The organism is Streptomyces sp. NPDC018045, from assembly GCF_044327445.1.
Lineage (GTDB): Bacteria > Actinomycetota > Actinomycetes > Streptomycetales > Streptomycetaceae > Streptomyces.
This window is the reverse complement of sequence record NZ_JBIRFL010000001.1, coordinates 54,702-72,318: the sequence shown is the minus strand read 5'-3', so window position 1 is coordinate 72,318 and position 17,617 is coordinate 54,702. Positions and strand designations below refer to the sequence as shown.

The following is a 17,617-nucleotide window of genomic DNA, read 5'->3' as shown; positions in this document are numbered from 1 at the left end:
CGCCTCCGACGGTTCAGGCCGCTGCCGAGGGGTCTGGCCGCCTCCGGGGGGTCTGGCCGCCTCCGGGGGGTCTGGCCGCCCCCGAGAGTTCAGAAGAGGGGCTGCGGGAGGACGCCCTCCAGGGCCAGCAGCCGGCGTTTGGTCTCCAGGCCGCCGCCGAAACCGCCGATGCCGCCGTCGCTGGCGATCACCCGATGGCAGGGCACGACGACCGGGAGCGGGTTGGAACCCATGGCCGCGCCCACCGCGCGGGCGGCTCCCGGCTCGCCGACCCGGTCGGCCAGATCCTGGTAGCCGACCACCGTGCCGTACGCGACGTGGGCGGCCAGCGCGCGCAGCACCCGCTCGTTGAAGCCCGAGGACAGGGACCAGTCCAGGGGGACACCGAAGGCCTGCAGCGCGCCGTCGAAATACCGGGCCAGCTCGTCGGACGCCGTGGTCAGGTGGGGTATCTCCGGAAGGGGCTCCCGGCCGAACGCCTGCCGGAGACGGCTCAGCGTCCGGCGGGTGGTCCGCTCGTCGGCGTGGAAGCCGACCAGCGCCAGTCCTTCACGGGTCGCCGCGAGCAGCAGCGGGCCGATGGGGCTGTCCAGCACGCGCCAGGCCCAGTCGCGGGGCTCCTTCCGCCCGAGCGGCTCCCGTCGCGCGGGCAGCTCGTCCGGTCCGGACGGCTCCGGCTGACCGGCCCGGACGGCCTCTTCGGCCCGCTGATCACGCTCTGCGTTCATCACGGCAGCAGCCTATGGCCTGCCACTGACAACGCCCCCGGAACCGTGTCCAGGGGCAGCGGCAGTGGCTGGACCCGCGCTCGCTGCCTAGTGGCCGCTGTTCTCCAGGGCGTCGCGGACGACGTCCGGCTTGTTGCTGATGATGCCGTTCACGCCCTGTCGGGCGGCCTTGACCGCGTTGGCGGCGTCGTCGACGGTCCAGGTGAAGACCTCCAGCGGCCGGCCGTGCGGGCCCTTGACCTGGTGCACGGACGCGACGTACCCGGTGCTGATCGACTTGTACTGAGGATTGATCTGGTCGGCGAAGGCCGCGTACGCGGGCAGCTCGGCGACGCTGGGCGTCCCCAGGAAGCCCGTCTTGACGTCGGAGCGCAGGCCGTGCACCTTCTTCACCGACTCGGCGCTGAAGCTCTGCACGATCAGCCGGTGCTTGACGTGGTGGCGGTCCAGCCAGCCGTCCTCGCGCAGCTCCTTCAGGATCTGCCGCTCGATGCCGGGATAGAGCTCGGGTGCCTTGATCTCCAGCAGCAGTTTCTGGTCGTTGTCCTCGACCGTGTCCATGTAGTCCTCCAGCGTCGGGACGCGCTCGCCGGCGAACTTCGGGCCGAACCAGCTCCCGGCGTCCAACTGCTCGATTTCCTTGAGCGTGAAGTCGGCGACGTTCCAGGGCGCACGGTCGGGGAAGACCTGCTCCGCGTCGGTCGTCCGGGCGAGCGAGGTGTCGTGCACGATGACCAGCTCGCCGTCCTTGGTGCGCTGGACGTCGTTCTCCACCCAGGTGAAGCCGAGGCCGGCCGCCGCGTCGACGGCGGCGAGGGTGTTCTCGGGCGCGTAGGCGGAGGCGCCCCGGTGAGCGATGGTCAGCACTCTGTGGTGGCCGTCGGTGGCCCGGGCACCGGTGGTGGGGAGCAGGGACGCGGCCAGACCCACGAGCACACCGGCGACAGTGGCGACAGGACGGATACGCATACGGACTCCTGGTGACGACGTGACGGCGGGCGCGAACCGGGGCCCGCCGGGGCGGGCCGGGCCGGAGCCGGGTACCCGGCTGCCGTACCCGGCCTCGGTGCGACCGGGAGCGGAACCGGCACCCTTACGGGAAACGCGGCGGATTCGGGGTGGGACGCGCAGAGGGTCGCAGTTGGGGTGTACCGGAAGACAGGCGTCTGATGGACAGAAATTGAACGAGAAGGGTCCGGTGCCCTGAGTTTGAACGCCTCGGCTCGGTGATCTCCGCACAGAGCACGCAACAGCCGTACGTGACGGGCCCGGCGCGGGGGGCGGAGTCCCGGCCTCCGGGCCCGTCGGCCGGGAGAACGGCCCGCCCGGCCCGGGTGACCGGTTCCGGTCTTGCGCCCACCACGCCCCGGCATTGCCGGCCGCCGCCCGGGCCCGCGCCGGTCGCCGCGCTCCACCGCTCCCGTCGACGGAGCCGCTGGTCGGAGCGTTTTCCGGCCGGTTGTCAGTGGGGCGACGTACGGTTGTTTCCATGCGGCCCGTTTCCAAGATCGAACGCACGGTGGCGCCTTTCGAGGTCGTCAGCCCCTATCAGCCCAGCGGCGACCAGCCGGCGGCCATCGCCGAGCTGGCGCAGCGCGTCAGCGGTGGTGAGAAGGACGTCGTCCTGCTCGGCGCGACCGGTACCGGCAAGTCGGCGACCACCGCGTGGATGATCGAGAAGCTGCAGCGCCCCACCCTCGTCATGGCGCCCAACAAGACCCTCGCGGCGCAGCTCGCCAACGAGTTCCGCGAGCTGCTGCCCAACAACGCCGTCGAGTACTTCGTCTCGTACTACGACTACTACCAGCCCGAGGCGTACGTCCCGCAGTCGGACACCTACATCGAGAAGGACTCCTCGATCAACGAGGAGGTCGAGCGGCTGCGCCACTCCGCGACGAACTCCCTGCTCACGCGGCGTGACGTGATCGTGGTCGCCTCGGTCTCCTGCATCTACGGCCTGGGTACGCCCCAGGAGTACGTGGACCGCATGGTGCCGCTCAAGGTCGGGGACGAGATCGACCGCGACCAGTTGCTGCGCCGCTTCGTCGACATCCAGTACACCCGTAACGACGTGGCCTTCACCCGTGGCACGTTCCGCGTCCGCGGCGACACCATCGAGATCTTCCCGGTCTACGAGGAGCTGGCCGTCCGCATCGAGATGTTCGGCGACGAGATCGAGGCGCTGTCCACGCTCCACCCGCTGACCGGCGAGGTCATCAGCGAGGACGAGCATCTGTACGTCTTCCCGGCCAGCCACTACGTCGCCGGCCCCGAGCGTATGGAGAAGGCCATCGCCGGCATCGAGGCGGAGCTGGCCGAGAGCCTCGCCACGATGGAGAAGCAGGGCAAGCACCTGGAGGCCCAGCGGCTGCGGATGCGCACCACCTACGACATCGAGATGATGCGCCAGGTCGGCTCGTGCTCCGGCATCGAGAACTACTCGATGCACATGGACGACCGCGCCCCCGGCACCGCGCCGAACACCCTCCTGGACTACTTCCCGGACGACTTCCTCCTCGTCATCGACGAGTCGCACGTCACCGTGCCGCAGATCGGCGCGATGTACGAAGGCGACGCCTCCCGTAAGCGCACCCTGGTCGAGCACGGTTTCCGGCTGCCGTCCGCCCTCGACAACCGCCCGCTGAAGTGGGAGGAGTTCCTGGGGCGCGTCGGCCAGACCGTCTACCTGTCGGCGACGCCCGGCTCGTACGAACTGTCGCGCTCCGACGGCTATGTGGAGCAGATCATCCGCCCGACGGGCCTGGTCGACCCCGAGGTGATCGTCAAGTCGACCGAGGGCCAGATCGACGACCTGGTGCACGAGATCCGTATGCGTACGGAGAAGGACGAGCGGGTCCTGGTCACCACCCTCACCAAGAAGATGGCCGAGGACCTCACGGACTACTTCGTCGAGCTGGGCATCCAGGTCCGCTATCTGCACAGCGACGTGGACACCCTGCGGCGCGTGGAGCTGCTGCGGGAGCTGCGGGCCGGCGAATACGACGTCCTGGTCGGCATCAACCTGCTGCGGGAGGGCCTCGACCTGCCCGAGGTGTCACTGGTGGCGATCCTGGACGCCGACAAGGAGGGCTTCCTCCGGTCGGGCACGTCCCTGATCCAGACCATCGGCCGCGCCGCACGTAACGTCTCCGGCCAGGTCCACATGTACGCGGACAAGATCACCCCGGCGATGCGGAGGGCCATCGACGAGACCAACCGCCGCCGGGAGAAGCAGCTCGCGTACAACAAGGAAAAGGGCATCGACCCGCAGCCGCTCCGCAAGAAGATCGGCGACATCGTCGCGACCCTCGCGCGCGAGGAGATCGACACCCAGGAGCTGCTGGGCACCGGCTACCGCAAGGCGGCCGAAGGCAAGGACGCCAAGGGCAAGGCGCCGGTGCCCGCGCTGGGCGGGAAGACGGCCAAGGGCGGCAAGGCGGCGAAGGGCAGCGCCACGCCCACCGACCGGCCCGCCACCGAACTGGCCGAGCTGATCGAGGAAATGACCGACCGGATGCGGGCCGCTGCCGCGGAGCTCCAGTTCGAGGTGGCCGCCCGGCTGCGCGACGAGGTGGGCGAACTGAAGAAGGAACTACGGCAGATGAAGGAAGCGGGGCTGCGCTGAGGGGAGGAGCCGGGGTGGGCTGATGGGTGGCCCACTCCGCCCTGGCGTACGGAGGGGCCGCCCCGCCGCCCGCCTCGGCCGTACGAGGGGCCGCCCCATTCCGGCCGTACGAAGGGCCGCCCGCCCTGGCTGTTCGGCCGCCCCGCCGGGGCCTCCCCGGCCGTACGAAGGCCCACCCCATCCAGCCGTACGAAGGGCCGCCCGCCCCGGCCGTACGGCCGCCCCACCTCGCCCCAGCCGTACGAAGGGCCGCCCGCCCCGGCCTTCCCGCCGCTCCGCTCCGGCCGTACGCAGGGGCGACCTGCCCGGTTGCACGGAGGCCGGGCCGGCCCACCCCGGTCGTGTGAGGGGCCGTCGGGTCGGGGCAGGGCTGCCGCCGGCCCCGTGGCCGGAGGGGCCCCCTGTCGTCGAGGAGTTTCTGCGCGGGGGCTTCGGGGCGTGGCCGTGGCGCAGGCCGTAGCTCTGGTGCAGGCCGTAGGTATGGCTGTGTTGCAGGAACGCCACAAAGAGCGGGGTGGATGCGGGCCGGGGGCCCGGCCGTGCATAGGGTCGGGGGAGGCCGTCGGGGAGGCGGCAACGGGGTGAACAGAGCGAGAGGGGACGGCAGTGTCGGTCAACTTGTCCAAGGGGCAGGGCATCAGTCTGGCGAAGTCCGACGGGGGGACGCTGACCGCCGTACGGATGGGGCTGGGCTGGCGTTCGGCGCCCCGCCGCGGCCTGTTCGGATCGCGCACCCGGGAGATCGACCTCGACGCCTCGGCGGTGCTGTTCGCCGACAAGCAGCCGATGGACGTCGTCTTCTTCCAGCACCTCGTCAGCGACGACGGGTCCGTGCGGCACACCGGCGACAACGTGGTCGGCGGCGCGGGGCAGGGCGGGGACGACGAGGCGATCCTCGTCGACCTGTCGCGGGTGCCGGTGCACATCGACCAGATCGTGTTCACCGTGAACTCCTTCACCGGGCAGTCCTTCGCCGAGGTGCAGGACGCCTTCTGCCGCCTGGTCGACGAGACCACCGGCCAGGAACTCGCCCGCTACACCCTCACCGGCGGCGGTGACTACACCGCGCAGATCATGAGCAAGGTGCACCGCTCCGGCAGCGGCTGGCAGATGACCGCGATCGGCGAGCCGTCCAACGGCCGTACGTTCAAGGACGTGGTCCCGGCGATACTGCCGTACCTGTAAGCACGCACCAGGCACCACGCATCCGGCCTCGTCGGTGAGCACGGGGCGCACGACACTTCGGGGGAACGACGATGACGGCCGAGCTTGTCCGCGGGCAGAACCATCCACTGGACCGGACCCGTTTGGAGATCAGGATCGCGGCGGGCGGGCCCGTCGTCGCGGGGGTGACGCTCGCCGACGAACAGGGCGGCCTCGCGGGCGCCGAAGCGGTCGCCCATCCTGGTGCGCCCCGTCGCGAGGGCGTCGAGGTGCCCCGGCAGGCCGCCGCCGAGCACCGGATCGCGGTGGATCTGGACGCCCTGCCCGCCGCCGTGCACCGGGCTGGCGTGCTGCTCGCGTTGCCGGTCGGCATCGGCGGCCCGGCGTCCTTCGGCGCGGCGGCGGCTCCGTTCGTCGCCGTGACGGGCCTCGACGGTACGGAGCTGGCCACCTACACGCTCGTAGACCTCAGCGCCGAAACCGCCGTGGTGGCGGTGGAGTTGTACCGCAGGCAGGGTGCCTGGAAGGTGCGGGCCGTGGGGCAGGGGTACGCGGCCGGGCTCGCGGCGCTGCTCCAGGACCAGGGCCTGCCGATGGCCGCCGAACTGGCCACCGAGATCCAGGAAGCGGTACGCGGCGGCCACGCGCGCTCGGTCCCGGCCCCCGGCGCGCCCGTCCCCGGCGTACCGACATCCGGCCAGGCCGCGGCCGCGGCCCCGTCCGCCGACCACCTGGAGGGCACCCGGCCAGGCGCCGACGGCTCGGACCCCCGCCCTCCGGACGCTGCGCGCCCAGGTGCTGTCGGCCCGGACACCGACCGTCTGGACACCGACCGCCCGGGCACCACCCCCGGCCCCCGTACCACCACCAACAGCGACCCCATCGACTACCGGCACCCGAAGCGCCGCCCCTCACCCCCGAAGCCGAGCCAGGACGCTCCCACCGCCTCCACCGCGCCCGCCCCCCGAACCCCCACCCCCGGTGAGGCACAACCCGACGCCCCCGTCGCCGGTGACGCTGCCGGCCGGACCTTCGAAGAGCGGCTCTACAACCAGGTCTGGGGCATGTTCGAGGACCTGGCGCGGACGGTCGCCGCCTACCGCAGCGCCATGGACTTCGCCCAGTCCCGCCTGGCGAAGGAACTGGACGCCGTCAACGCCGATCCCCGCCACCGTGTGGGAGCGGCCGCCGACGCCGCGCATGCCGCCGCGCACGACAAGCACGCCCGTCTCGCGGCCCAGGCCCGCGAGGTGCTCGACCGCGACCTCGCCCAGCTCACCGCCGAGGCCGAGGTCGTCGAGCCCGCCCTGCCTCCGGCCTTCGCCTCCTGGAGCAGTCCGGTCTGGCAGGGCCATCGGCCCCCGGAGGAGTACCCGACGGCGGTGCGGCTCGGTGACCTGCGCCTGCCGGAGTGCCCTGACCTGCGCATCCCCATGCTCGTACGGCTGCCGATGGACCGCGGTCTGTGGATCGACAGCGGGCAGCCGCAGACGTTCGCCGGTGCGGGGAGCGCCGACGACGCGTTCGCGAACGCCTTCGGGCTCGGCGCTCTCGACGGCGGCCCGGACGGCGGCGAGCCGTTCGACGCGGCCGAGGTGCGGCGCCTGGCAGTTGAGACGGCCGTCACGCTCGCCGCCCGCCTGCTGGCCGCCCACCCGGCCGGCGAACTGACCGTCCACGTCATCGACCCGGGCGGCTCGGCGGCGCCCGCCCTGGCGCCGCTGCTGGAGACGGGCGCGCTCCGCGAGCCCCCGGCCGCCGGGGCGCAGGGCGTGACCGCGGTGCTCGGCGAACTGACCCGCCGCGTGGACCTCGTACAGATGGCGGTCCGCAATCAGGCGGCGGAAGCGCTGCCGCCGGACCTGGACACCGCCGAACAGTTGCTGATCGTCCACGACTTCCCGCACGGCTTCGACGACCGCGCCGTCAACCAGCTCCGCTACCTGGCGGACGAGGGCCCGTCGGTCGGCGTGCACCTGCTGATGATCGCCGACCGGGCCGAGGCGCGGGAGTACGGATCGGTCCTGGACCCGCTGTGGCGTTCGCTGCTGCGCATGACGCCGGTGCCGGACGCGCACCTCGCCGACCCGTGGGTGGGGCACGCCTGGACGTACGAGCCGTCGCGCGTGCCGGACGGCAGCCAGGTGTTGCGCAAGGTCCTGGCCGACGTGGCCGAGGCCCGCCGTTCGCAGAGGCACACCCGGTCCCGCGAGCGCTGAGTGCCGCCGGGCCGGGCAGGCGCCCGTACCAGGGCGTCGGCCCGCCCCGCGGCCCTCTCCGTAGCCGCCCGGGTCCGCGCCCCTCGCGCCGCCCGCGGCCACCCCCGTCCCCCGCCCTCCCTCTGCGCCACCCCGTCTGACCAGCGCTTTTATCCAAATCTTTACTATCTCTTTCCTTTCCTTTACGCTCATGAGTGCGGAGGGGAGTATTCCTGCGCGACGTACCCGTCATCACGGATCACCACTGACCAGATCCCGGGGCGTCGGCCCATCTCGGGGAGCGCGGTATCAGCGCTCTCGGGTGGAAGAGACCTCCGGCAGCGACGACGCTGTTAGTGCCGTACGACTCTGCCGGAGGAGCAGTGGACGTTTCCCTGACCCTGTGGGTGCTGACCATCGTTGGTCTGTGCGCCCTGATCACCGCCGATTTCTTCATCGGCGGCCGCAAACCGCACGAGGTCTCCATCAAGGAGGCCGGCGTCTGGACCGCCGTCTGGATCGCCCTCGCCGCGCTCTTCGGCCTCGGCCTGCTGGTCTTCGGCGGCGGGCAGCCGGCCGGCGAGTTCTTCGCGGGCTTCATCACCGAGAAGTCGCTGAGCGTCGACAACCTCTTCGTCTTCGTCCTGATCATGGCGAAGTTCGCGGTGCCGACGATCTACCAGCAGCGGGTGCTGATGATCGGTGTGCTGATAGCCCTCGTGCTGCGCGCCGGGTTCATCGGCGCGGGTGCCGCGATCATCGCCAACTTCTCGTGGATCTTCTACATCTTCGGCGCGTTCCTCATCTGGACGGCCTGGAAGCTCATCAAGGAGGCCCGCGCGGAGGAGCAGGACGAGGAGTTCGAGGAGAATCGTTTCCTGAAGCTGGTCGAGAAGCGGTTCCCGTCGACCGACCGTTACCACGGCACCAAGCTGTTCGTCGTCGAGAACGGCAAGCGCCTGATGACGCCGATGCTGATCGTCATGCTGGCGATCGGTACCACCGACGTGCTGTTCGCGCTGGACTCGATCCCCGCGATCTTCGGCCTCACCCAGGACCCGTACATCGTCTTCACCGCCAACGCCTTCGCCCTGATGGGGCTGCGGCAGTTGTACTTCCTCATCGGCGGGCTGCTGAAGAAGCTGGTGCACCTCTCCTACGGCCTGTCGGTCATCCTCGGCTTCATCGGTGTGAAGCTCGTGCTGCACGCCCTGCACGAGTCGGGCGTGAGCGTCCCGGAGATCAGCATCCCGGTCTCGCTCGGCGTGATCTGCGCCGTCCTCGTCGTCACGACGATCACGAGCCTGTGGGCCTCGAAGAAGCAGGCCCGCGCGGAGGCCGCGGCCGCCGGGGCGAAGGAAGATGCCAAAGACGCCGTGGACGTCTGACCGGCCGTCCTGACGGGCGGCCGCCCCGCCCCGACGCGTTCCTGGAGGTCCCGCGGGTACACCGCGGGGCCTCCCGCCCCGTTACGGGGCATATGCGTACGTCACATATGCCCCTTGCGGCCCGAACGCGCCCCGAACACCGCCCGAATGCGGCCCGCAAGCCCGTACAGTGCGCGCATCGTTGGTCGCGCGCCCGGACGGAGACGACGCCCGACCGGGCACGGCCTCCGCGGCGCGCACTGTCCCGGGGAGGGGACCATGCGTCATCTCAGCAAGGCGGCCGCAGCCGCACTCGCGATAGCCACCGCGGCCGGAGGACTCATCACGGCGGCACCGGCGTCCGCCGCCGGGTCCGTGCATCTGACGAAGATCTACTACAACAGCCCCGGCAGCGACAACGGCTCCAACGCCAGCCTCAACGCCGAGTGGGTGCAGATCAAGAACTCCACCTCGCGTGCCGTCGGCCTCAAGGGCTGGAAACTGGCCGATGCCTCCGGGCACACGTACACCTTCGGTACGTACAGCCTGGGCGCAGGGAAGACCGTGACGGTGCACACCGGCAAGGGACGCGACACCGCGGCCCACCGCTACCAGAACAGCCGTGCCTACGTGTGGAACAACACCAAGGACACCGCGACCCTCAAGAAGCCGTCCGGCGCGCGCGTCGACACCTGCGGCTACAACAACGCGCGCGGGTCCTACGTGAACTGCTGACGGGCGCCCAGGGTGCCCAGGGCGGCCGGGCCGCGACCCGGCCGCCCCCATGGGCCGGCGGGGCGCCCGCCCGGCGCCCGCCCCCGTCCGTCACCAGCCGCGTTCGCGCCACTCCGCGAGGTGCGGGCGCTCCGCGCCGAGCGTGGTGTCCGAACCGTGCCCCGGGTAGACCCAGGTCTCGTCGGGCAGCCGGTCGAAGAGCTTGGCCGAGACGTCGTCGAGGAGGCCGGCGAACGCCTCCGGGTCGCCCCACGTGTTGCCGACGCCGCCCGGGAAGAGGCAGTCGCCGGTGAAGACGTGCGGGTGCCCGTGCGGGTCGTCGTAGACCAGGGCGATGCTGCCGGGGGTGTGGCCCACCAGGTGGCGAGCGGTCAGCCGGACCTCGCCGACAGCGATGGTGTCGCCGTCCTCGACGGGCACGTCGGTCGGTACGGGGATGCCCTCGGCGTCGTACCGGCCCGCGTACGTACGGGCGCCCGTCGCGTCCACGACCTCGCGCAGCGCACCCCAGTGGTCACCGTGCCGATGGGTGGTCACCACGGAGGCGATACCGCTGTCACCGATCAGGCTGAGGAGGGTGTGCGGCTCGGCCGCGGCGTCGATCAGCAACTGCTCGCCGGTCGCGCGGCAGCGCAGCAGATAGGCGTTGTTGTCCATCGGGCCGACCGCGACCTTGGAGATCATCAGGTCGGCCAGCTCGTGCACGTCGGCCGGTCCGCCGACCTTCACTGCTCCCGTGTAGCTCATGAGGCCACCCTAAAGCGGGGGGAGGGCCGGAAGGGGGCCGCCCCGGGTGTCGAGTCCGGTGCCTTTGGCCCGTCCGGTGAGCCAGCCGACCAGTTCGGCGGGGGACCCGGACACCACCAGGTACGGCACGTCACCCGTGTCCTCCGTGACCGCGCCCGTGTGGTCCGTATGGCCGGTGCGCCACCGCCGCCCGTCGGGGGTGCGCAGTTCCACGGCCGGTACGTCGACGTGCCCCGCGAACTTCTTGCCCGTCAGGAAGGCCAGTTCGGCGTCGACGAAGGCGGCCGGAAGCTGCTCGATGCCGTACCCGACGCCCAGGTCGATACGGTGCAGTTCGACCTCGGCCAGCCGGCGGAACGGCAGCCGGTCGGCGCGTTCGAGGACGCCGTTGCGCATCTCCAGCTCGAACCGGTGGCGGGCGGGCGGCAGCGCCGCCGCCGCCGCGTCGAAGCGCTCGGCGCTGGACCGCAGGTCGTCCAGGTGCACGGCGAGCGGCCGGTCGGCGCCTTCGGCGATGTCGGCGTCCCGGGCCTCGGCGCTCGTGTACATCGGGGTACGGACGCCGGTACGCGCCCAGGTCAGCAGGTTGACCAGGGCATCGGCGTTGCGCGCGACATGGGCGAGCAGGTGGCCGCGGGTCCAGTCGGGCAGCAGTGACGGTTCTCCGATCGCCTCGTCGTCCAACTTGCCCACGTCGACGAGCAGTCGGTCGGTCGCCTCGCGGACGGAGGCGGTGTCCTGTGCGAAACCCGGCGCGGAGTCGGGCACGTTGTCGGTCATGGTCCGAAGCTAGCGCCGCCTTGGCGTCTGCGGGAGTCGGCCCGCACGGATCCGGGCGTACGCGGGCGGCGTACGGGGCGTGAGGCGGTCCCGACCGGCCCCGTGAGGGGGACGGTCGGGGCCGCGGCCGTTACCCGGCCGACCCGTCAGGAGCGCCGAACCAGCGGCGCAAGGCCTCGCCGAGTGCGGTCAGTTCGTCCTCCGTGCAGGTGGCTGCCGCTGCCGTTCGGGTGGCGGTCGCCACGGCGCCCGTACGGGCACGGGCGGCATCCCCGCAGGCCGCCTCCGCGCTCCGCGCCGTGTCCGCAGCGGCCTCGCCGCTCCGGACCGTGGCAGCTTCTCCGGCCTGTCCGTTCCAGGCCGTGGGCGCTACCCCGGCCCCGTCCAGCCCTGCGTCCGTACCGGCCGCCCAAGCCGTGAACCCGTCCGGCCGCACCAGCAGCCCGGCCAGGTCCGGTCGGCTCGGGCAGCGGCCCGTCATCACGCGCACCCGTCCTTCGTACCCGGCGGCGTGCTCCGTGGCCCGCCCGGCCGTCTCCGGGTCGTCGGTGAGGACGAGCAGCAGCCCGCGTCCGTCGTGGAGGTGGCCGCCGAGGCGGGTGCCGTCGGCGAGTTCCAGGTCGGGGGCGCTGCGGCCGGTCAGCGGGTGGTTGCCGGGCAGGTCGTAACGCTGCCACACCCCGGAGATCTTCTTGGCGAAGTACGTGGTGCCGGTGACCGTGCCGGACAGTTCGGTGACCACCTTGCGCAGCGCGCGGGCGTGCGGCTGCGGCCGCATCAGCGCGATCTGGGCGCGGGTCCACTCCAGCACCCACGCGCCGATCGGGTGCCGCTCGGCGGTGTAGGTGTCCAGCAGCCCCTCCGGGGCGTGGCCGTGGATCGTCGCGGCCAGCTTCCAGCCCAGGTTCATCGCGTCCCCGATGCCCAGGTTGAGCCCCTGGCCGCCGAACGGCGAGTGCACGTGCGCCGCGTCACCGGCCAGCAGGACGCGGCCGCGGCGGTATTCGGGGACCTGCCGGGCGTTGTCGGTGAAGCGGGTGGCGGTGTGCACCTCGGTGACCGTGACGTCGGCCCCCGAGACCTTGCGCAGGCTGGTCTGCAGCTCGTCCAGGGTGATGGGGGCGTCGCGGTCCGTGGGCGGACCGTCGAACTCGACGGTGAGGATGCGGCCGGGGAGCGGGCCGTGGGTGTAGATCCCGTGCTCCGTCTCGTTCCAGCCCATGCCGAGCTGTTCGGTACCGGTCATCTCCACCAGCGCCTGCCGGCCGGTGATCTCCGGTTCGGTGCCGGGGAAGGGGAACCCGGCGATCCTGCGAACCGTACTGCGCCCGCCGTCGCAGCCCACCAGCCAGCCGGCGCGCAGCGTCCCGCCGTCCGCGTCATCGGCCCCCGCGACCGCGCGGACGTGCGCCGTCACCCCGTCCGCGGCCGTGTCGAAGCCGGTCAGTTCCACGCCCCGGCGCACGTCGACGCCGAGTTCGGCGGCGCGTTCGGCGAGCAGCCGTTCCAGCGCCTGCTGCGGTACGAACCCGACCTCACCGGCCGGTCCGGCGCGGTGCAGGTCGGGATCGGACTCGTCCAGGGCGTCGCGGTGCAGCATGATGCCCGCGAAGTGCCCGGCGAACTTCGGCGCCGGGCGGACGGCGCTCGCCCCGGCCGCCGTCCGCTGCCGCATGTAGGAGTGGAACCGGCCCATGGCCTCCTTCTGGACATCGGCGAGCACGGGCAGCAGCCCGCGGCGGTAGAAGGCCTCCGCGCAGGGCGTGTTGATGCCCCCCGCCTTGATCGTCTCGTCCCTTTCGGCCAGGCGCTCCAGCACGGTCACCCGCACCGAGCGCAAGGCGAGTTCGCAGGCGAGCATCAGGCCGACGGGTCCGGCGCCGGCGATCAGCACGTCCGTCCGGGAACCGGTTCCCCTGGTGTGGTTCAGATCCATGCAGCAGATTGTAGTCACTAAAATTTTGTTTCGGCTAAAATTCTGGTCATGGCTGATGGTGCGGACAACGGCGGACGGAGCGGCGGCGGCCGGGCGGTCGCGGACGGTGACGGGCTCTCCCTGCGGGAGCTGAAGAAGATCCGGACCCGCGAGCGGATCTCCGGCGAGGCCACCCGGCTCTTCGTCGAGCGCGGCTTCGACCAGGTGACCGTCGCCGAGATCGCCCGCGCCGCCGAGGTCTCGACGATGACGGTCTTCAACTACTTCCCCCGTAAGGAAGACCTCTTCCTCGACCGGGTCCCCGAGATCTTCGAGCTGGTCACGCGGGCCGTACGCGAGCGGGACGCGGGCGTCGGGCCGCTGGAGGCGCTGCACCGCCTCGCGCTCGGCCTGCTGGAACAGGGGCACCCGCTCGCCGGTGTGGGGTTCTGGGACCGCCACTGGTGGCAGGTGCTGGTGGAGTCGCCGGCCCTGCTGGCCCGCGGGCGCGAGGCCATGGAGGAGTTCGAGGCCACGCTCACCGGGCTGTTCGCGGAGGCCGGGGAAGCCGGGCCGGACGAGTACCGGCCGAGGCTGGCCGCGGCGCTGACCGTGGCCGCGTACCGCTCCGTGTACGCGACGGTCATCCGCCGGCAGCTCGCCGGTGTCCCGGTCGAGGAGATCGCCGCGGAAGAGGGGGAGCTGCTGCGGCATGCGTTCGAAGTGCTGTCGCGCGTGGTGTAGGGCGGGCGATCAGCGGGGAGGGCGAGGGGGCTGCCCGGAACCCGGACGCGGCTGCCCCGGCCGTGACTTCGGACACCGTCGCCCCCGGTGCCGATTTCCGCCCCGGCGGCCCCGGTGAGAGAGGGAACCGGGGGCGCCGGAGAGGCGTGGGTGAAGGTGGGTGGGGCCTGTCGATGATCGGCAGGAAGAGAGCCGGGTCGCCGAGTGTTGACAAGAAGCGGCCACACGTTCGGGTGAAGCGGGTCGATGACGACCGTAATTCGAATGCGCGTGCTATAGGCTCGTGTGTGGCATCAATAAGACATCGCCGCGGCGGCCCCCATACCCTGGGGCGGGGGCTCCGCTCAGCTTCCGTGCCCACCGGCTCGGCGCCCGGACGACCGGGCCGCCCGGCCGCCGTCGAAACGGGCCGTGCCGGCTGAGTCGCGGCCTCCTGCCCCTCTCTCCAGAAAGGTGCCGACCGGCGTGGCCGACCGTCTCATCGTCCGTGGCGCTCGCGAGCACAACCTGCGCAACGTCTCGCTCGACCTCCCCCGGGACTCCCTCATCGTCTTCACGGGGCTCTCCGGGTCGGGCAAGTCCTCGCTCGCCTTCGACACGATCTTCGCCGAGGGGCAGCGTCGCTATGTCGAGTCGCTCTCCTCCTACGCACGGCAGTTCCTCGGGCAGATGGACAAGCCCGATGTGGACTTCATCGAGGGCCTGTCCCCCGCGGTCTCGATCGACCAGAAGTCGACCTCGCGCAACCCGCGCTCCACGGTCGGCACGATCACCGAGGTCTACGACTACCTCCGCCTGCTGTTCGCCCGCATCGGCAAGCCGCACTGCCCCGAGTGCGGGCGCCCGATCGCCCGGCAGTCACCGCAGGCCATCGTCGACAAGGTCCTGGAGCTGCCCGAGGGCAGCCGCTTCCAGGTGCTGGCCCCGCTGGCGCGCGAGCGCAAGGGGGAGTTCGTCGACCTCTTCTCCGACCTCCAGACCAAGGGCTACAGCCGCGCTCGCGTCGACGGGGAGACGATCCAGCTCTCCGACCCGCCGAAGCTCAAGAAGCAGGAGAAGCACACGATCGAGGTGGTCATCGACCGCCTGACCGTCAAGGACAGCGCCAAGCGGCGGCTGACCGACTCCGTCGAGACCGCGCTCGGTCTGTCCGGCGGCATGGTCATCCTGGACTTCGTCGACCTGGACGAGGACGACCCGCAGCGCGAGCGGATGTATTCGGAGCACCTGTACTGCCCGTACGACGACCTGTCGTTCGAGGAGCTGGAGCCCCGCTCGTTCTCCTTCAACTCGCCCTTCGGCGCCTGCCCGGACTGCACCGGCATCGGTACGCGCATGGAGGTCGACCCCGAGCTGATCGTCCCGGACGAGGAGAAGTCCCTCGACGAGGGTGCCGTCCACCCCTGGTCGCACGGCCACAGCAAGGAGTACTTCGGCCGCCTGGTCGGCGCGCTCGCCGACGCCCTCGGATTCCGTACGGACATCCCGTGGGCCGGACTGCCGCAGCGCGCCAAGAAGGCCGTCCTCAACGGCCACCGCACCCAGATCGACGTGCGCTACCGCAACCGCTACGGCCGCGAGCGCTCGTACACCACCGCCTTCGAGGGCGCCCTGCCGTTCGTCAAGCGGCGCCACCAGGAGGCGGAGAGCGACAGCAGCCGCGAGCGCTTCGAGGGCTACATGCGCGAGGTGCCCTGCCCGACCTGTGAGGGCACGCGCCTGAAGCCGATCGTCCTCGCGGTCACGGTCAAGGGCCGCTCGATCGCCGAGGTCTCGGCCATGTCGATCAGCGACTGCGCCGACTTCCTGCGCGAGATGAAGCTCGACGCCCGCGAGAAGAAGATCGCCGAGCGGGTCCTCAAGGAGGTCAACGAGCGGCTGAAGTTCCTGGTCGACGTCGGCCTGGACTACCTCTCGCTCAACCGCGCCGCGGGCACCCTCTCCGGCGGCGAGGCCCAGCGCATCCGGCTCGCCACCCAGATCGGCTCCGGTCTGGTGGGCGTGCTGTACGTGCTCGACGAGCCGTCCATCGGCCTGCACCAGCGCGACAACCACCGCCTCATCGAGACGCTGGTGCGCCTGCGCGACATGGGCAACACCCTCATCGTCGTCGAGCACGACGAGGACACGATCAAGGTCGCCGACTGGGTCGTGGACATCGGCCCGGGCGCCGGCGAGCACGGCGGCAAGGTCGTGCACAGCGGCCCGATGAAGGAACTCCTGGCGAACAAGGAGTCGGTCACCGGGCAGTACCTGTCCGGCAAGAAGGCCATCGTGACGCCCGGGGTACGGCGGCCCGCCGACCCGAAGCGGCAGCTCACGGTGCACGGCGCGAAGGAGAACAACCTCCGCGACATCACCGTCTCCTTCCCGCTCGGCGTGCTCACCGCGGTCACCGGCGTCTCCGGCTCCGGCAAGTCCACGCTCGTCAACGACATCCTCTACACCCACCTGGCGCGCGAGCTGAACGGCGCCCGGTCGGTGCCGGGCCGCCATGTGCGGGTCGCGGGCGACGACCTGGTGGACAAGGTCGTGCACGTCGACCAGTCGCCCATCGGCCGTACGCCGCGCTCCAACCCCGCGACGTACACCGGCGTCTTCGACAACATCCGCAAGCTGTTCGCGGAGACGATGGAGGCCAAGGTCCGCGGCTACCTCCCGGGGCGCTTCTCCTTCAACGTCAAGGGCGGCCGCTGCGAGAACTGCGCGGGCGACGGCACGATCAAGATCGAGATGAACTTCCTGCCGGACGTGTACGTGCCGTGCGAGGTCTGCCACGGCGCGCGCTACAACCGGGAGACCCTGGAGGTCCACTACAAGGGCAAGTCCATCGCCGAGGTGCTGGACATGCCGATCGAGGAGGCGCTGAGCTTCTTCGAGGCCGTGCCGACCATCGCCCGGCACCTCAAGACGCTCGACGAGGTCGGGCTGGGCTACGTCCGGCTCGGGCAGTCCGCGCCGACCCTCTCCGGCGGTGAGGCGCAGCGCGTCAAGCTCGCCTCCGAGCTGCAGAAGCGCTCCACCGGCCGGACGGTCTACGTCCTCGACGAGCCGACCACCGGTCTGCACTTCGACGACATCAGCAAGCTGATCAAGGTGCTCTCGGGCCTGGTCGACAAGGGCAATTCGGTCATCGTCATCGAGCACAACCTCGACGTGATCAAGACCGCGGACTGGGTCGTGGACATGGGGCCCGAGGGTGGCAACGGCGGTGGCCTGGTCGTCGCCGAAGGCACGCCGGAGCAGGTGGCGGCGATCCCCGCCAGCCACACCGGCAAGTTCCTGCGCGACATCCTGGGCGACCGGGTCAGCGACGCGGAGCAGCCCGTGGCGGGCAAGGCCAGGAAGACGGTCGCCGCGACGAAGGCCCCGGCCAGGAAGACCGTTTCCGCGAAGACGGCCACGAAGGCGACGGCCAAGACGGCGTCCGCGAAGACGGCCACGAAGGCGACGGCCAAGAAGACGGCCGCCAAGCCCGCGGCCGCCAAGAAGACGGCCAAGACGGCCGCCAAGAAGCCGACGCGGGCCCGCCGGGCCTGACCGCCGCCGGACGAGCCGAACGGGCCGCCGCCCCACCCGTACGCGGGAGGGGCGGCGGCCCGTTCGCCGTATGG

General features: G+C 71.3%; 12 protein-coding genes. 7 read left to right on the top strand and 5 right to left on the bottom strand.

The window, feature by feature from the left end:
• Positions 1–89: 89 nt before the first annotated feature.
• Positions 90–728: a methylated-DNA--[protein]-cysteine S-methyltransferase gene (locus ACH4EB_RS00320; RefSeq protein ID WP_398345703.1), complete on the bottom strand. Its 639-nt coding sequence runs from the start codon at positions 726–728 to the stop codon at positions 90–92.
• Positions 729–815: 87 nt separating this feature from the next.
• On the bottom strand, positions 816–1,697 hold the full coding sequence (locus ACH4EB_RS00315; protein WP_398344991.1) for a glycerophosphodiester phosphodiesterase: 882 nt from the start codon (positions 1,695–1,697) through the stop codon (positions 816–818).
• 520 nt (positions 1,698–2,217) lie between these two features.
• Between ACH4EB_RS00315 and uvrB the strand changes: the two genes are divergently transcribed.
• The 5 genes from uvrB to ACH4EB_RS00290 all read left to right on the top strand — a co-directional run bounded on the left by uvrB (position 2,218) and on the right by ACH4EB_RS00290 (position 9,817).
• Positions 2,218–4,353 (top strand): excinuclease ABC subunit UvrB, encoded by a 2,136-nt coding sequence (gene uvrB, locus ACH4EB_RS00310; protein ID WP_398344990.1) that lies wholly within the window; start codon positions 2,218–2,220, stop codon positions 4,351–4,353.
• A gap of 606 nt (positions 4,354–4,959) precedes the next feature.
• Complete coding sequence (locus tag ACH4EB_RS00305; protein WP_398344989.1) at positions 4,960–5,538, top strand: TerD family protein; 579 nt, start codon at positions 4,960–4,962, stop codon at positions 5,536–5,538.
• 71 nt (positions 5,539–5,609) lie between these two features.
• On the top strand, positions 5,610–7,736 hold the full coding sequence (locus ACH4EB_RS00300) for a TerD family protein (protein ID WP_398344988.1): 2,127 nt from the start codon (positions 5,610–5,612) through the stop codon (positions 7,734–7,736).
• A gap of 362 nt (positions 7,737–8,098) precedes the next feature.
• Entirely contained in the window at positions 8,099–9,103 is a 1,005-nt protein-coding gene (locus ACH4EB_RS00295; protein ID WP_398344987.1) for a TerC family protein, read from the top strand.
• Positions 9,104–9,361: 258 nt separating this feature from the next.
• The gene (locus ACH4EB_RS00290) at positions 9,362–9,817 is read left to right on the top strand and encodes a lamin tail domain-containing protein (protein ID WP_398344986.1); all 456 of its coding nucleotides are present in this window, start codon (positions 9,362–9,364) and stop codon (positions 9,815–9,817) included.
• A gap of 90 nt (positions 9,818–9,907) precedes the next feature.
• On the opposite strand, the gene ACH4EB_RS00285 is transcribed toward ACH4EB_RS00290, so the two are convergent.
• The 3 genes from ACH4EB_RS00285 to ACH4EB_RS00275 all read right to left on the bottom strand — a co-directional run bounded on the left by ACH4EB_RS00285 (position 9,908) and on the right by ACH4EB_RS00275 (position 13,280).
• Entirely contained in the window at positions 9,908–10,564 is a 657-nt protein-coding gene (locus tag ACH4EB_RS00285) for an MBL fold metallo-hydrolase (protein ID WP_398344985.1), read from the bottom strand.
• A gap of 9 nt (positions 10,565–10,573) precedes the next feature.
• Positions 10,574–11,344 (bottom strand): maleylpyruvate isomerase family mycothiol-dependent enzyme, encoded by a 771-nt coding sequence (locus tag ACH4EB_RS00280; RefSeq protein ID WP_398344984.1) that lies wholly within the window; start codon positions 11,342–11,344, stop codon positions 10,574–10,576.
• A 130-nt stretch (positions 11,345–11,474) separates the two neighbouring features.
• Positions 11,475–13,280: an FAD-dependent monooxygenase gene (locus ACH4EB_RS00275; protein ID WP_398344983.1), complete on the bottom strand. Its 1,806-nt coding sequence runs from the start codon at positions 13,278–13,280 to the stop codon at positions 11,475–11,477.
• A gap of 48 nt (positions 13,281–13,328) precedes the next feature.
• Between ACH4EB_RS00275 and ACH4EB_RS00270 the strand changes: the two genes are divergently transcribed.
• Both ACH4EB_RS00270 and uvrA read left to right on the top strand, forming a co-directional pair.
• Positions 13,329–14,003 carry a TetR/AcrR family transcriptional regulator gene (locus ACH4EB_RS00270; protein ID WP_398344982.1) on the top strand — a complete coding sequence of 225 codons (675 nt, stop codon included), beginning with the start codon at positions 13,329–13,331 and terminating at the stop codon, positions 14,001–14,003.
• 465 nt (positions 14,004–14,468) lie between these two features.
• Positions 14,469–17,543: an excinuclease ABC subunit UvrA gene (uvrA, locus tag ACH4EB_RS00265; protein WP_398344981.1), complete on the top strand. Its 3,075-nt coding sequence runs from the start codon at positions 14,469–14,471 to the stop codon at positions 17,541–17,543.
• Positions 17,544–17,617 lie beyond the last annotated feature (74 nt).

Coding starts and splice junctions, on each gene's coding strand:
- ACH4EB_RS00290 (WP_398344986.1), top strand. CDS start 9,362: ATGCGTCATCTCAGCAAGGCGGCCGCAGCCGCACTCGCGATAGCCACC.
- ACH4EB_RS00315 (WP_398344991.1), bottom strand. CDS start 1,697: ATGCGTATCCGTCCTGTCGCCACTGTCGCCGGTGTGCTCGTGGGTCTG.
- ACH4EB_RS00320 (WP_398345703.1), bottom strand. CDS start 728: ATGAACGCAGAGCGTGATCAGCGGGCCGAAGAGGCCGTCCGGGCCGGT.
- uvrB (WP_398344990.1), top strand. CDS start 2,218: ATGCGGCCCGTTTCCAAGATCGAACGCACGGTGGCGCCTTTCGAGGTC.
- ACH4EB_RS00275 (WP_398344983.1), bottom strand. CDS start 13,280: ATGGATCTGAACCACACCAGGGGAACCGGTTCCCGGACGGACGTGCTG.
- ACH4EB_RS00300 (WP_398344988.1), top strand. CDS start 5,610: ATGACGGCCGAGCTTGTCCGCGGGCAGAACCATCCACTGGACCGGACC.
- ACH4EB_RS00280 (WP_398344984.1), bottom strand. CDS start 11,344: ATGACCGACAACGTGCCCGACTCCGCGCCGGGTTTCGCACAGGACACC.
- ACH4EB_RS00285 (WP_398344985.1), bottom strand. CDS start 10,564: ATGAGCTACACGGGAGCAGTGAAGGTCGGCGGACCGGCCGACGTGCAC.
- ACH4EB_RS00270 (WP_398344982.1), top strand. CDS start 13,329: ATGGCTGATGGTGCGGACAACGGCGGACGGAGCGGCGGCGGCCGGGCG.